The organism is Corynebacterium nasicanis (genome assembly GCF_042658165.1).
Taxonomy (GTDB): domain Bacteria; phylum Actinomycetota; class Actinomycetes; order Mycobacteriales; family Mycobacteriaceae; genus Corynebacterium; species Corynebacterium nasicanis.
Window position 1 is genome coordinate 143832 of sequence record NZ_JBHSQE010000009.1, and the last position, 13598, is coordinate 157429.

At 66.9% G+C, this 13598-nt stretch carries 14 protein-coding genes; 8 read left to right on the forward strand and 6 right to left on the reverse strand.

Annotated features, from left to right (window positions below):
* Positions 1-112: 112 nt before the first annotated feature.
* Positions 113-904 carry a 23S ribosomal RNA methyltransferase Erm gene (gene erm / locus ACFPUZ_RS09320; protein ID WP_377001644.1) on the forward strand — a complete coding sequence of 264 codons (792 nt, stop codon included), beginning with the start codon at positions 113-115 and terminating at the stop codon, positions 902-904.
* A 15-nt stretch (positions 905-919) separates the two neighbouring features.
* Here the strand turns inward: erm and ACFPUZ_RS09325 are convergent, their stop codons facing one another.
* A complete protein-coding gene (locus ACFPUZ_RS09325) occupies positions 920-1888 on the reverse strand; it encodes a pirin family protein (RefSeq protein ID WP_377001645.1) in 969 nt (322 codons plus the stop codon).
* Positions 1889-1946: 58 nt separating this feature from the next.
* Between ACFPUZ_RS09325 and ACFPUZ_RS09330 the strand changes: the two genes are divergently transcribed.
* Positions 1947-2252, forward strand: a complete 306-nt coding sequence (locus ACFPUZ_RS09330) for a CHY zinc finger protein (protein ID WP_303377136.1) — start codon at positions 1947-1949, stop codon at positions 2250-2252.
* On the opposite strand, the gene ACFPUZ_RS09335 is transcribed toward ACFPUZ_RS09330, so the two are convergent.
* Entirely contained in the window at positions 2237-3043 is an 807-nt protein-coding gene (locus tag ACFPUZ_RS09335; RefSeq protein ID WP_377001646.1) for an SGNH/GDSL hydrolase family protein, read from the reverse strand. The genes ACFPUZ_RS09330 and ACFPUZ_RS09335 overlap by 16 nt on opposite strands.
* Before the next feature lie 71 nt (positions 3044-3114).
* On the opposite strand from ACFPUZ_RS09335, the gene ACFPUZ_RS09340 reads away from it, so the two are divergent.
* Positions 3115-3705 carry a lipocalin family protein gene (locus ACFPUZ_RS09340; RefSeq protein WP_377001647.1) on the forward strand — a complete coding sequence of 197 codons (591 nt, stop codon included), beginning with the start codon at positions 3115-3117 and terminating at the stop codon, positions 3703-3705.
* 1 nt (position 3706) lies between these two features.
* Here the strand turns inward: ACFPUZ_RS09340 and ACFPUZ_RS09345 are convergent, their stop codons facing one another.
* Entirely contained in the window at positions 3707-4252 is a 546-nt protein-coding gene (locus ACFPUZ_RS09345; protein WP_377001648.1) for a DUF488 domain-containing protein, read from the reverse strand.
* A gap of 80 nt (positions 4253-4332) precedes the next feature.
* On the opposite strand from ACFPUZ_RS09345, the gene ACFPUZ_RS09350 reads away from it, so the two are divergent.
* The 5 genes from ACFPUZ_RS09350 (at position 4333) to ACFPUZ_RS09370 (ending at position 9912) form a co-directional block, all read left to right on the forward strand.
* Positions 4333-5511, forward strand: a complete 1179-nt coding sequence (locus ACFPUZ_RS09350; RefSeq protein ID WP_377001649.1) for an MFS transporter — start codon at positions 4333-4335, stop codon at positions 5509-5511.
* A 324-nt stretch (positions 5512-5835) separates the two neighbouring features.
* Complete coding sequence (locus ACFPUZ_RS09355) at positions 5836-6456, forward strand: TetR/AcrR family transcriptional regulator (protein ID WP_377001650.1); 621 nt, start codon at positions 5836-5838, stop codon at positions 6454-6456.
* 169 nt (positions 6457-6625) lie between these two features.
* Positions 6626-7840 (forward strand): C4-dicarboxylate TRAP transporter substrate-binding protein, encoded by a 1215-nt coding sequence (locus ACFPUZ_RS09360; RefSeq protein ID WP_377001651.1) that lies wholly within the window; start codon positions 6626-6628, stop codon positions 7838-7840.
* Positions 7841-7865: 25 nt separating this feature from the next.
* A complete protein-coding gene (locus ACFPUZ_RS09365) occupies positions 7866-8402 on the forward strand; it encodes a TRAP transporter small permease subunit (protein ID WP_377001652.1) in 537 nt (178 codons plus the stop codon).
* Positions 8403-8427: 25 nt separating this feature from the next.
* Positions 8428-9912: a TRAP transporter large permease gene (locus ACFPUZ_RS09370; protein ID WP_377001653.1), complete on the forward strand. Its 1485-nt coding sequence runs from the start codon at positions 8428-8430 to the stop codon at positions 9910-9912.
* A gap of 557 nt (positions 9913-10469) precedes the next feature.
* Here the strand turns inward: ACFPUZ_RS09370 and ACFPUZ_RS09375 are convergent.
* Genes ACFPUZ_RS09375 through ACFPUZ_RS09385 form a run of 3 tightly spaced genes read right to left on the reverse strand, consistent with a single transcriptional unit; the run spans position 10470 to position 13575 of the window.
* Entirely contained in the window at positions 10470-10922 is a 453-nt protein-coding gene (locus ACFPUZ_RS09375) for a MaoC family dehydratase (protein WP_377001654.1), read from the reverse strand.
* Positions 10923-10933: 11 nt separating this feature from the next.
* Entirely contained in the window at positions 10934-11803 is an 870-nt protein-coding gene (locus tag ACFPUZ_RS09380) for an HpcH/HpaI aldolase/citrate lyase family protein (protein WP_377001655.1), read from the reverse strand.
* Complete coding sequence (locus tag ACFPUZ_RS09385) at positions 11800-13575, reverse strand: acetyl/propionyl/methylcrotonyl-CoA carboxylase subunit alpha (protein WP_377001656.1); 1776 nt, start codon at positions 13573-13575, stop codon at positions 11800-11802. Before ACFPUZ_RS09385 ends, ACFPUZ_RS09380 begins: the two co-directional genes overlap by 4 nt.
* Positions 13576-13598 lie beyond the last annotated feature (23 nt).

Consider the following 13598-nt stretch of genomic DNA (forward strand, 5'->3'; position numbering starts at 1 on the left):
CGCAACCGCTGACAGCGGCTGACCCTCCAGTAATGGTCGCCGCTCCGGTCCATGAGCCGGGCGGTCCCTTTGTCGTGCCCGGCTCCAGAACACCTCATTCTCGGAGCACCCCTTGTCTGCATACTCCCACGGCCGTCACGAGCACGGCCAGAACTTCCTCACTGATTCCCGCGTTATCGCCTCGCTCATGGAGCGCGTCGCATCCACCACAGGCCCTCTCATTGAGATCGGCCCCGGCGAAGGCGCTCTGAGCCGCCCGCTGGCCGGTATCGGTCGGTCCCTCACCGCCGTGGAGATCGATCCCCGGCTCACGGAGGCGTTGCGGCTGGCACTTGGCCCCGCGGTCACCGTCATCAACGATGATTTCCTGCGTTACCGACTGCCCTCGCATCCGCACGTCATCGTCGGAAACATCCCGTTCCACCTCACCACGGCCATCCTCCGCCGCCTGCTGCATGCGCCTGCCTGGACCGATGCCGTCCTGCTCATGCAGTGGGAGGTCGCCCGGCGGCGCGCCGGGGTCGGTGCATCCACCATGATGACAGCCCAATGGGCACCATGGTTCACGTTCGAGCTCGGCGAACGCGTCCCCCGGGCAGCGTTCACTCCCCGGCCCGGGGTCGACGGCGGTGTCCTGCACATCCGGCGCCGCACGACTCCGCTGGTGCCGACGAAGAACCGCAAGGCGTTCCAGGCGCTGGTGCATACCCTCTACACGGGGCGCGGTCGCGGCCTCGGGGAGATCATCACCCGGGCCAAGATCCTCCCCTCCCAGCAGGCGGCGCAGGCGTGGGCGGAACGATCCGGGGTGCGCCCCACTGCGCTGCCCTCGGATCTGTCGGTGGTCCAGATGGTCAGCCTCTTCGAGAGCAGCGGGGCGGCCCCGCCCCGAGGCCGCAGGTAGAAGAAGGTCTGGAAATTACGGTCGCTGCTCGCTCCCGTCGGGGAAGCGGGCGAAACGACCGGCGTCGCGCGGGAAGACCTCCTCGGTGGTGGGCCAGGGCCAGCCGCCGAAGCGGGTCTCCTGATAGTCGATGAACGCCTGCTGCAGCTCCGCATGCGAGTTGGCCACGAAGGGGCCGTGCTGATGCACCGGCGCCCCGATGGGAACACCCTGGAGGACCAGCGCGCGCACCGTCTCCTGACCTGCGGTGATCTCGGTGCTCTCCTGCCCGATCTGCTGGTAGCCCCAGCCTGCGGTTACGGTCGAACCCTCGACTTCGGCGTTTCCGGAGAAGACGTAGAGGGTGCGGCGGGTCGCGTCATTCTTGGCGGCCGGGAGGGTGAGGGACTGCCTGGCCTTAACCTCGACGAGCCAGACCGCGACATCATGGGCCGGGTCGGCGGCCCAGGAATTCACCGGCGGGTTGAGGGGCGTGGCATCGCCGAGCGCGCCGGCGATGATGCGCACCGATCCGCCTTCGGCCTGGTGGACCGGGATGTCCTCGCCCCACTGCATGGTGAACTCCGCGGGGACGGTCTTGGACTCCGGCGGCAGATTGAGCCAGATCTGGAAGAGCTCGAGGGGGTTGGGGGAATCCTCATTGATCAGCGGGAACATCTCCGAGTGGGTGACGCCTCCGCCGGTGGTCAGCCACTGGGCGTCACCCTGGCCGTAGCGGGCCGCGGCGCCGACGGAGTCGGTGTGGTCGACGTGCCCGGAGGTGACCAGGGTGATGGTCTCGAAGCCGCGGTGCGGGTGAGCGGGGAAGCCGGGGATCTTCCGGCCGTGGTACATGCTCCAGCCCTCGGGCCGGGCGGAGCCGGGGCCCATGTCGGCATCGCCGGCCGGGAAGGCGTCCTGGTGGAAGACGGCGAAGAGGAAGGGATCGGTGCCCTGCCAGGGGTGGGTGAGGCGGAAGGGAACATTGGAAGTAGTCATGTACATGTCAACAACTTGGGGGCAGGTTTGTTCCCGCTGCGAGACGGGCCCGTACCGTGGGGGCATGAGTATCCGGGGCGTCGGCGTCGATGCGCAGGGTCGCTGCGCCCACTACCGCAGTGACCGCGACGTGGTGGCCAACCGCTGCGCGACCTGCGGCGATTACTGGGCGTGCCACGCCTGTCACGCGGAGCTGGCGGATCACCCCTTCGGTCGGATGCCGTTGGTCGAGTCGGGCTCGGTCATGTGCGGGGTGTGCGCCCACGGGATGGATTATGCGGCGTACTCGGCGGCGACGGCCTGCCCGCAGTGCCGGCACCCGTTCAATGCGGGGTGCGCCGCGCACGCTTCGCTCTACTTCCTGATCTGACCGAGCACCGCTTCCGCCATCGCGCGCTGCCCCAGGGGTGTCGGGTGCATGGGATAGGCGTCTGTCTCCTCCCCAGTGATGTCGGTCCAGCGCTGCACGGGTTCGGCACAGGCGGAGTGCTCGGATGCGCCCGCAGGCAGGACGAACTCGGCGCCGTGGCGTTCCGCGGCCGCGCGGACCACGTCGTTGATCTGTTCGGTGAGGGCCACCGCCCAGGCGCGGTGCTCCTCCGGGACGGCCTCCAGCTCCGGACATTCACCCGCCGAGACCAGCGGGAGGTAGCCGGTGGCGATGACCCGTGCGTCGGGACTGTCCTCCGCGATGATGCCGTAGACCTCGTCGAGGCGGGCGGGGACGGAGTCGAGCTGTTCGTTGACGGGGGCGTCGAGAAGCGCAGGGCAGTCGAGCGTTTCGCTCATGGCGCGGCGGAAGCAGCCGGCGATCTCGGCGAAGCGGATGTCGTTGCCGCCGATGGACAGGGTCACCAGATCGGTGTCCGGGGTGAGGGCGGCGGCCTGGCCGGGGATGTCGGCGGTGACGGCGCTCGAGCAGGTGACGTCCTGACCGGCGGCGACGGGGGCGTCGATAAGCAGGAGGGAGGGGTAGTTGTCCGCGGAGCGGAAGCACTCGAGGGGGCCGGAGGTCGGGGCGCTGCGGCTGCCCATCGCGGCGAAGGAGTCCCCGAGGGCGACGTAGTGCCGATAGGTGACGAGTTCCGGTGTCATGTCGGGGGCCGTGCAGGCGGCGAGCAGCCCGGCGCCGAGGAGGGCGGGCACGGCGCGGAAGTTCATGACTCCAATGTACGAATCAGTGAACCTGCGTGCATGTAGCGTCGGAGGTCACGACTCTGAAAGGTAGATACATGCGCCGCTTCCTCGCTGCCGTCGCCCTCGCCTGCGGGGCGATCCTGCTCAGCCCCGTCGCCGGGGCGCAGGGCTCCTCCCTGCCGGGCGCCGAGCTCCCCGAGGTCAACCGGGCCGTCGACCTCGAGCGCTACTCCGGCACGTGGTACCAGGTCGCTGCCCTCCCGCAGCCCTACACGCTGCAGTGCGCGCACCACACGACTGCGGAGTACGGGGTCGTGGATGCGCAGACCATCTCAGTCCGCAATTCCTGCGGCACGCTCCTCGGCCCGCGCTCGACCATCGAGGGCACCGCCACGGCGGTGTCCGACGCCTCCCTCCGCGTCACCTTTCCCGGTGTGCCGTTTCAGCAGGTCGACGGGCCGCCCAACTACCGGGTGACCCATCTGGAGGAGGACTACTCCCTCGCGGTCGTCGGTGACCCGCGCCGCCTGTCCGGGTTCGTGCTCTCGCGGACGCCGGACCTCAGCCCCGGAGAATGGTCGCGGGTCCGGGGGATCGTCGAGTCCCGCGGCTGGAACTCGTGCACCTTCCTCACGGTGCCGATGCCCGGCGGCCGTGGCGATGTGGCGCCTCTCTGCGTTTTGTGACTCAAGCGCGGGTTTCTGTACCGTCATCGGGCGGGTACGTCAGCACCCCGTCGGTGACCACCGCGAATGACGTGAGCTTCTCCGGCGTGGCCTTCGTCGGGCTCATGATGTCGTACACCTCGTGGCCCTGGAGTAGCAGCGCATCGCCGATGAGCGAGCGGTGGCAGCGCCACGGGACCGCCTCGGCGCACATGATCGCGGTCGGGGCCTGCGCGGCGTAGTCGAGCAGCTGCGCCAGGCCGGCCGCGAATTCCGGCGTGAGCATGTAGTCGGCGTAGCCACGGAAGGAGGCATTGCGCCAGGCGCCGTTGGGGGAGTCCGCGCTGGTCTTCCGCAACCCGCCGAGCTGGGGGAACCACCGGTAGCCGATCCCGGCCGCCGCGAGGCTGGCCTCGAGGGCAGCGCCCCAGAACTGCGGGTTGTGGCTCGACTTCGGCACCGTCCGGACGTCGGCGACCTGCGCAATCTCGTGTGCCCGCAACAAGTCGGTGAATTCCTCCGCGGAACGGGTGGAGTGGCCGACGGTGAAGATCTGCAGGGCGTCCATGGGCCCCAGGGTAGGGCGCTGCCGATGCTGTGGCGCTGACGGGTGGCCATCTTGTACGCACACTGGCTTAAGGTGGCTGCATGGCTCACGTTGCATCCCGCCGTCGCGTCCTCACCGCCCTCATGATTGCCCAGGTCATGGCCGGGCTGGCACACGGCGTGACCTTCTCCATGGGGGCGATCCTCTCCGCGGACATGGCCGGGCCGGCCTGGGGCGGGGCCGCGTCGACGGTGACCACCATCGGTGCGGCGTTGTGGGCGGTGCCGCTGGCGGCGATCGTCAACCGGCGGGGACGCCGGGCCTCGCTGAGCACCGGACTGGCCCTCGGTTCTCTCGGAGCGCTCTCGGCGCTGTTCGCCGCGCAGACCGGGATCTACCCCTTCCTGCTGGCGGGCTTCTTCTTCCTCGGCGCGGCCGTGGCCATGAACCTGCAGGCCCGTTTCGCGGCCGCCGACGTGGCCGACCAGAAGCGCAAGGGGCGCGACATCTCGCTGGTGGTGTGGGCGACGACGATCGGCGCGATCCTCGGCCCCAACCTCTTCGAGCCGACGGAACGCCTCGGCGCCAGCCTCGGCCTGGCGAGCTTCTCCGGCGCCTACCTGGTGTGCATCGCGGCGCAGTGGGCGGCGGTCCTCGTGCTGCAGCTCATGCTGCGCCCCGAGCCCGCCCCCGTGGTGGTCAGCGGCCCGAAGCCGCGGACGAACCTGCGGGAGCACCCGGTGGTCGCCTCCGCGATCATCACCAACGCGTTCAGCCACTTCGCGATGATCGCCATCATGTCCATGACCGCCGTCCACATGCACGGCCACGGCGCCTCAATGACCCTCATCGGCCTGACCATCTCCTTCCACGTCGGCGGCATGTACGGCCTGGCACCCGTGTTCGGGTGGCTCGCCGATTCGTGGGGCGCGCTCCCGACGATGCTGCTCGGCCTGGCGGGCACCTTCACCGCCGCGGCGCTGCTCGTGCCGTGGTCCGGGAACGAATCGATCGTCGTGGCCGCACTGCTCCTCCTCGGTATCGGGTGGTCCGCCACGCTCGTCGGCTCCTCGGCGGTGGTCGCCGCGGCCGCGCCCCCCGAGCAGAAGGCCGGCCTGCAGGGTCGTTCCGACCTGACCATGAACCTCACCGGCGCCCTCGGCGGCGTCATCTCCGGCCCGGTGGTCTCCGTGTGGGGCATGCCGACGATGGCGGTGCTCGTCATCGTGCTCCTGGTCGCCGTGCTCCTCGGGACGAGTGCTTTGCGACGCCGCGCTTAGGCCCGAAGGCGGAAGTGGCCTGGACACTCAGCCGCTGACTTCCGCGCTGGGGGCCTGTGAGGCCACGGCGCCACAGGCATATCACGGTAGGCAGAGCTACCCATGGGTGGATCGAGTTGAACTGCCGTGGGGCAAGCGGGTCACTCGACCTACGCCTGCCCTGATACACCTGACGTGATATGCCTCAGCGCAGGGGGTGGGGCAGGGGCCGCGTACAACTCCAAAGGCAGGACTCCACCCACCAATGACGAACGTTTGTTAGTTTAGGGGGTGAGATCCCGGTCACATGACTGGGCTGTGTCCGTCGAGGAAAGAAGTAGAGCCATGGCACGATCCGGAAAGAACACTGCTGACCTGATCCGGGAGACGGCGACGGAGCTCTTCTTCGAGAAGGGCTATGCGGGAACGTCGCTGCGTGAGGTGGCGGCGGGTGTCGGCCTGCAGATCGGCAGCCTGTACAACCACATCGCCAGCAAGGAGGACCTCCTGCAGCAGGTGATGGGCGGTGTCATCGACGACCTGGTCCGCGAGCAGGGGAGGGCGATGGCCGTCCCGGGTGATGCCGTGGAGAAACTCCGTTCTGCGATCGACTGCCATGTCCGCTTCCATGCCACCCGTGCGGCGGAGGTGTTCATCGGGAATTTCAACCTCATCGCTTTGTCCGAGGGGGCGCGCAGCCAGGTCATCGAGAAGCGGAACACCTACGAGCGCAATTTCCAGACGCTCATTGAAGAGGCTGGAAAGGCCGGGCTGGTGGACATTATCGACGCCCGCCTCCACACCTTCAGCATCGTGGGCATGGGCAGCCATATCGCCGGGTGGTATCGACCCGGGGGGCGCCTCAGCCTGGATGACATCGCCGAGAAGTACACGATTTTCGCGCTGCGCGAGCTCAACGTCCACGATGCGGATGAGCGCGTGCTGGAGGCACGGGGGCGTCGATAAGCGGGGGTGGAAACTATCCTGACAGGCCGCCTCGGTGGGGGCGGCCTTGGTGATTCGGAGGAATCTCCGCAGTTCAGGGGGCAAAAGGCGGATAGTGGTTGTGCGGGGGACGAACGTTCGTTAGTCTGTAGCCATCATCACACTGACGCTCTTCTGAGAGGAGAGACACATGAGCACCATCCGCAAGATCGTCGCCACCGCAACGGCATCCGTCCTGGGCGCCATGACCCTCGCCGCCTGCGGCGACAGCACCACTGAGGCAGCCGACTCGCTGGAGGAGATGGACAACATCACTCTGAGCATCGCGGACATCGACCCGGAGGGCGGTGTGTACAACAACGCCCTCAAGGTCTTCATGGAGGAGGTCGAGACCGCCTCCGACGGCAAGATCACCTTCGAGATGTACTCCGCCGGTTCACTCATGCCGGGCGGGGAAATGCTGCAGGGGATCGGCAGCGGCACCGCCGACATCGGTCGCATCATCTCCTTCTACTTCCCCAACGAGCTGCCGGCCAGCAACTGGATCACCGAGCTGGGCAACGTCAAGTCCGATTCCTACCCGCACGGCCTCATCGAGAGCGCCATGTCCGGCCAGCGCATCCACATGATGGACGGCCCGGTGAAGGACGAATTCGAGAGCAACAACCTCGTGCCGATCGTGGACTACCCCACCGCCCAGGCCTACGACCTGCTCTGCACCAAGCCGGTCAACTCCGCCGCCGATGCCGAGGGACTGCGCGTCCGTACCGGCGGCGCACTCCACGTCAATGAGGTCAAGGCGATGGGCATGGTCCCCGTCGACCTGCCGGTCACCGAAATGTATGAGGGCCTCCAGCGCGGCATCGTCGACTGCGCCGCGCTCAACCTCTCCGGCCACATCAACTACAGCCTGTGGGAGGTGGCCCCCTACTACGTGCCCACCGCCATGAGCCAGCTCAACGCCATGCCCGTGGTCATCAACAAGGACACCTGGGATTCGCTGCCGCCGGAGGCACAGCAGATCCTCCGCGACGCCGGCACCACGTCCTTGACCTCCCTCCTCGACGAATTCGTCTCCATCTACAAGCGCTTCGCTGTCGAGGGCCCTGCGGATCACAAGATCCAGTTCCAGGACTCTTCGGAGCTGGACGCCAAGCTCCTCGCTTTCCAGGAGGAGCGAGTCGAAAAGGCGAAGAACTCGGCTCCCTCCGGCGTGGACGCACCCGCTCTCATCTCCGAGATCGAGAACTCGAACACTCACTGGCGCGGCGTCCTGGAGAACGAGGTCAAGCTGCCCGTCGCTGACCGCGACCCCAAGGCCATCCAGGACAGCTACATCGAGGCAGGCGACCTCGACCTCACGCCGCTCTGGAGCGACATCGAAGAATACGACTTCTCCGGATAATCCACTAGCAGTCAGGTAGAAAACCATGACCACGACAACGAAGCTGTCCTCCCTGGTCGACAACGGGGCAGTCGCGGCGTTCCGACGCATCATCAACGCCATCACAGTAGTTCTCGCGACCATTTCAGGCATCGCCGCAGTGGCCATGGGTCTCCACGTGACCGCGGATGTGGTGGGCAGGAACCTCTTCAACACCCCGATCGCCGGCACGCTGGAATTCATTACCTACTGGTGGATGCCCGTCATCATCTTCCTCGCCATTCCCTACGTCGAGCAGAAGCGGGCCCAGATCACCGTCACCCTCATGTCGGATGCGCTCACCGGTCGACACAAGGAGGTGGCGAACATCGCCATCACCGCCGTCACACTCATCATCTTCCTCCTCGTCCTCTACCTCGCGTTCAACTCATTCACCGACGCGATGCGAATCGGACAGACCTCCTCCGGCTCCGTGGCCGTGCCCATCTGGCTGGGCAAGGGCGTGATGCTCGTCGGACTCCTGCAGGCCTTCCTGCAGATGATCGTCGGTAGCCCCAAGCCAGCGGCGATGATCGCTCCCTGACTCCGAACTTCGGAAGGAACAACCAATGAGTACAACTCTCGAAGCGGCGAGTAACAGCTACATCAAGAAGCTCGCCCCGAGAATGGCCGACAACGCCTACCTCGCAGTCTGGGGCGCCATCATCGTCCTCACCGGGCTCATTCTCAGCATCGACTTCAGCCGGGAAGTCACCGGCATCCTCGCACTGGTCCTCGTGCTCGCACTCTTGTTGGCGGGAGTGCCGATCGGCCTGGGAATGCTCGGCGCCTCCGTCATCGGACTGATGGGTATGCAGGGCTTCCGGGGAGTGGAAGGCGCCTACCAGGAACTCATCTACTCCTCCGCCGCATCCTGGTCCCTCAGCGTCATCCCCCTGTTCATCCTCATGGGTATTGCACTGTGGAAATCAGGCATCACCTCCAAAGCCTTCGAGGCCGCGCGACAGTGGCTCGGTGGAGTGCCCGGCGGCCTGGCAGTGGCCACCAACTTCTCCGGCGCTGGACTGGCGGCCGCCAGCGGCAGCTCCATCGGCATCTCCTACGCCCTCGGCCGCATCGCCATTCCCGAGATGCTGAAAGTGGGGTACCGACCCTCCTTCGCCACCGGTTCCGTCGCCATGGTGGGCACCCTCGGTCAGCTCATCCCGCCGAGCATCCTCCTCGTCGTCTACGCCGGCGTGGCACAGACTCCCGTGGGACCGCAGCTCATGGCCGCCATCGTCCCCGGAGTCCTGCTGGCCATCGTGTACTCGGTGACCATCATCGTCCGAGCCCTCATCAACCCCTCGTTGGCGCCGAAGGCGGACATGACCGGCGTGACCTTCGGAACCCGAATGTCCTCCCTCGTGGGAATGCTCCCACTCACCGCCATCATCGTGGTCGTCATCGGCGGAATGTTTGTCGGACTCTTCACCCCCACTGAGGCAGGCGCGGTCGGTGCGCTGGCTGCCATCGTCATCGGCTGGGTATCGGGTCGCAAGACCCACCCGGGTCTCCGCGGCTTCCTCTCCTTCATGAAGGAGACGCTCACCGAGACCGTCATCTCCGCCGCCGGCATCTTCGTCCTGCTCATCGGCGTGAACATCCTCACCAGAATGCTCACTGTCAGCCGACTGACCAACTTCTTCACGGAGTGGCTGGTGAGCATCGAAATGAACACGCTGGTATTCCTCGCGATGCTGGCTGTGCTCTTCCTCATCATGGGCATGTTCCTCGACCCCCTGGCGATCATCATGCTCGCCGTGCCCATCCTCGCGGCACCGTTGACCGCCATGGGCGTCGACCTCATCTGGTTCGGAGTCTTCCTCATCATGCTGGCCGAGCTCGGTCTGGTCAGCCCGCCGGTGGGCATCCTCAGCTTCATCGTCCACCGGATCACCCGCGAACCTGCGGTCAACCTGGGCAACGAGATTTCCCTCACCGAAGTCTTCAGGGGAGTCCTTCCCTTCATCGCAGTGACCGTCGTATTCGTCGCGGTGCTCACGGTCTTCCCCCAGATCGTGATGTGGCTGCCGGGACTATCCGCCTCCTGATCTTATCGACGGGCCCCTCGTACAGAACTCCCTGTACGAGGGGCCTTTCGCTGCGCGGGCTTCCCCGCTGTCAAAGATCACCGGCTTGAGGCTGCGTGCTGCGGCCGTCTGGGTTCGTCGACGGGGAGATTCGCGCCGCTAACGCTTCCCGAGGGTGGGTTCTGGGGGCGTGGCGGTGTGATCTTCCCGGGGCAGTGCGTGGACTGTGCCGGGCAGGAGGTTCGCGCCGCTATCGCTTCCTGGGGGTGGGTTCTGGGGGCGTCGCGGTGTGATGTTCCCGGGGCTTTGCGTGGCCGCGTGGGTAGGGAGGTTCGCGCCGCTACTGCCGCTTCCCGGTGGGTTCTGAGGGCGTCGCGGTGTGATGTTCCCGCATGAAGCGCACGATTCGGCAGGGGCGCTCTCTGAGGGATTCGCGGCGCGCATCCGCATGGCCGCAGCCTCCCGGCTGCCTGGGCGATGAGGGTGACGCTGCGATCGGCCCGCGGGACTGCAAAGGAAAAAAGCCCCCGGTCTGCAGCTCCCCGAAGGGCTGCGGACCGGGGGCCAGGACGGGGCGGTCAGTCGGGGCGGCGCATCATCATGGCGGTGCGGCGGACGACGCAGACGAGTTCGTTGTTCTGGTTGTAGCCGCGGTGCTCGATGCCGACGATGCCGCGCTCGGGACGGGATTCGGAGATGCGCTTGTCCAGGGCCTCGGTCTCGACGCGGAGAGTGTCACCGAAGAACACGGGCTTGGGGAACTCGATCTCCCGGAACCCGAGGTTCCCGAGGGTGGTGCCCAGTGTGGTCTCCTGGACGGGGATGCCGGTGACGACACCGAGGGTGAAGATGCTGTTGACGATCTGACGGCCGAAGATGGAGTTGGCGGCGAACTCGGCATCCAGGTGGAGGGGCTGGACGTTCATGGTGAGGGTGGTGATGAGGAGGTTGTCGGTCTCGGTGACGGTGCGGGTGACTTCGTGGCGGATGACCTCGCCGACGGTGAAATCTTCGTAGTACATTCCGGACATGGTGGGGCTCCTTAAGCGGTGAGGCCGGCGATCGCGAGGGCGGCGCGGGCGTGGTTGGCGTGGGCGAGGTCAATGTGGTCGCCGCGGTAGGTCACGGCGCCGTGTCCCTGGGCGGTGGCGGCGTCGAAAGCCGCGATGAGGCCGGAGAAGTAGTCGACCTGCTTCTCGGACAGCCCGTATTCCTCGTTGGCCACGGGTGCGTGGGAGGGGTGGATGATGACCTGCCCGGTGTAGCCGAGTCGGTTGTTGTCCTGTGCGAAGGTGCGCAGGCCGTCGAGGTTGCGTACCTCCTGCCACAGGCCGAGGACGATGCACCGGATGCCGGCGGCGCGGGCGGCGAGCACGACCTTGCTACGCAGGTGGAGGGTCTCCATGCCTTCGGCGGTCCAGGTGAATCCGACTTCGCGGGAGACGTCGGCGTCCTTGGCGGCTGCGGCCATGACGCCGCCGACGCGGGGTCCGGCGAGGATATCGTCGACCCGGTTGATGGAGGCCGCGGTTTCCAGGGAGGGGATGAGTTCGACGGTGCCGCGCGGGACATCGTTGGCGAGCTCGGCGGCGGTGACGAGGGCGTCGAAACGCACGACGTCGTCGCGGCTGAAGAGTTTGGGCAGCAGTAGCCCGGTGAGTCCGGCGTGGACGACGGCGGCGACGTCGGCGCCGAAGTGGTCCGTGTCCAGGGCGTTGGGGCGGATGAGGATGGTGGCATCGGTGACGGTGGAGAGGATTTCCCGGGCGTTGTCCCGCGCCAGTTGTTTGTCGGCCTCGGGTACGGCGTCCTCGAGGTCGATGATGACGGCGTCCGCCTCGGAGTTGAGTGCCTTGTGGATCCAGTCCAGCTTGTGGCCGGGGACGAAGAGGAGGGAACGGACAGGTTTCATGAGCGGGCCTCCGCGGCGGTGAGGGTGGTCAGGAGGGTGCCGGCGGCGAGAGAGTCGCCGACGGTGGCCAGGACCTGGCCGATGGTGCCGTCGACCGGAGCGGTGATGGGGTTCTCCATCTTCATGGCCTCGAGCACGAAGAGCACGTCGCCGGCGGAGACGTTCTGGCCCTCCTCGGCGGTGGCCTTGATGATGGTCCCCTGCATCGGCGAGGTGATCTGTCCGTCGAAGGCCTTCTTCTTTGCTTTTCGACGCCCGCCTCCGTTCCGGTTGCGGGTACCGCCGGTCTCCGGCTGGGCGGGAGCACCGCCGACGGCCAGCGGGATGGCCCCGGGAACGACGTCGTGGAAGAAGGGGATGGTGTAGAAACGGCCGCTGACCTCGACTTCGTTACGGGCGAGGGTGTCGTCGAGGTCGTCGACGTCCTCCGGGAATTCGACGGTGCTCTCGAGCCACAGGGTGTTGAAGCGCACCTCCCGGAAGTCCGGGTGATCGAGGATGAGCTTGGCGGCGGGGATCGTCGTCCGGACCCCGTCGACGGTCATGGCGTCGAGTGCCTCGCGGAGGCGGGCGATGGCGGCGTCGCGATCGGGTCCCCAGGCGATGAGCTTGCCGATGAGGCTGTCGTAGTAGGGCTGCATCTCGTCACCGGATTCGTAGCCGGCGTCGAAACGCAGGCCTTCGCCGGTGGGAGCCTCGATGGTGGTGATGAGACCCGGGGTGGGGATGAAGCGGCCGCCCGAGATGTCCTCGGCGTTGATGCGTGCCTCGATGGCGACTCCCTGGGCCGGCCGACCGGATTCGGTGACGCTGAGGGGTTCGCCGGCGGCCACGCGCAGCTGCTCGGCAATGAGGTCGATGTTCTGGACCATCTCGGTGACGGGGTGTTCGACCTGGATGCGGGTGTTCATCTCGAGGAAGTAGAAGCGCTCGCCTTCGACGAGGAACTCGACGGTGCCCGCTCCCGTGTAGCCGACCTCGCGGGCAAGACGCACGGCAGCCTCGCCCATGTCGCGGCGGAGGCTGTCACTCAGCCCGGGGGCCGGGGCCTCCTCGATGAGCTTCTGGTGACGGCGCTGGACGGAACAGTCACGATCTCCGAAGTAAACGGCGTTGCCGTGGGAGTCGGCGAAGACCTGGACCTCCACGTGGCGGGCGTTGGTGAGGTAGCGCTCCAGGTATACCTCGCCGTTGCCGAAGGCTGATTCAGCTTCGCGGACGGCGGACTCGAGGGCGTCGTCGATGTCGGCGGGGCTGTTGATGCGACGCATTCCGCGCCCGCCGCCGCCGGCGGAGGCCTTGACCAGGATGGGGAAGCCGTGTTCCGCACCGAAGGCGTGGATCTGCTCGGCGGAGGTGATGGCGCCGTCGGATCCGGGTGCCAGGGGGACCTGGGAGGCGATGGCGAGTTCGCGGGCGGTGACCTTCTCTCCCATAGCGGAGATGGCGTCGGCGGAGGGGCCGATGAACGTCAGGCCGGCCTCGGCCACCGCGCGTGCAAAGGCGGCGTTCTCGGCGAGGAAGCCGTAGCCGGGGTGGATCGCCTCGGCTCCGGTGTCCAGCGCTGCCCGGATGATCTTGTCCTGCGCGAGGTAGTTCTCGCTGGAGGGCCCGTCGCCGAGGTTGACGGCTTCGTCGGCGAGCCGCACGTGCAGGGAGGAGGAGTCAGCGGCGGAGTGGACCGCCACCGAGCCCACGCCGAGTTCCCGGCAGGTGGCTGTGATGCGGGCGGCGATTTCTCCACGGTTGGCGATGAGGATCTTCTTGAACATGTGTGTTCCTTCAGGGGAGATGA

What these genes read in the sequence shown, in the direction of transcription:
- ACFPUZ_RS09325 (WP_377001645.1), bottom strand. Translation starts at nt 1,888, where the DNA reads ATGTACATGACTACTTCCAATGTTCCCTTCCGCCTCACCCACCCCTGG.
- ACFPUZ_RS09330 (WP_303377136.1), top strand. Translation starts at nt 1,947, where the DNA reads ATGAGTATCCGGGGCGTCGGCGTCGATGCGCAGGGTCGCTGCGCCCAC.
- ACFPUZ_RS09335 (WP_377001646.1), bottom strand. Translation starts at nt 3,043, where the DNA reads ATGAACTTCCGCGCCGTGCCCGCCCTCCTCGGCGCCGGGCTGCTCGCC.
- ACFPUZ_RS09340 (WP_377001647.1), top strand. Translation starts at nt 3,115, where the DNA reads ATGCGCCGCTTCCTCGCTGCCGTCGCCCTCGCCTGCGGGGCGATCCTG.
- ACFPUZ_RS09345 (WP_377001648.1), bottom strand. Translation starts at nt 4,252, where the DNA reads ATGGACGCCCTGCAGATCTTCACCGTCGGCCACTCCACCCGTTCCGCG.
- ACFPUZ_RS09350 (WP_377001649.1), top strand. Translation starts at nt 4,333, where the DNA reads ATGGCTCACGTTGCATCCCGCCGTCGCGTCCTCACCGCCCTCATGATT.
- ACFPUZ_RS09355 (WP_377001650.1), top strand. Translation starts at nt 5,836, where the DNA reads ATGGCACGATCCGGAAAGAACACTGCTGACCTGATCCGGGAGACGGCG.
- ACFPUZ_RS09360 (WP_377001651.1), top strand. Translation starts at nt 6,626, where the DNA reads ATGAGCACCATCCGCAAGATCGTCGCCACCGCAACGGCATCCGTCCTG.
- ACFPUZ_RS09365 (WP_377001652.1), top strand. Translation starts at nt 7,866, where the DNA reads ATGACCACGACAACGAAGCTGTCCTCCCTGGTCGACAACGGGGCAGTC.
- ACFPUZ_RS09370 (WP_377001653.1), top strand. Translation starts at nt 8,428, where the DNA reads ATGAGTACAACTCTCGAAGCGGCGAGTAACAGCTACATCAAGAAGCTC.
- ACFPUZ_RS09375 (WP_377001654.1), bottom strand. Translation starts at nt 10,922, where the DNA reads ATGTCCGGAATGTACTACGAAGATTTCACCGTCGGCGAGGTCATCCGC.
- ACFPUZ_RS09380 (WP_377001655.1), bottom strand. Translation starts at nt 11,803, where the DNA reads ATGAAACCTGTCCGTTCCCTCCTCTTCGTCCCCGGCCACAAGCTGGAC.
- ACFPUZ_RS09385 (WP_377001656.1), bottom strand. Translation starts at nt 13,575, where the DNA reads ATGTTCAAGAAGATCCTCATCGCCAACCGTGGAGAAATCGCCGCCCGC.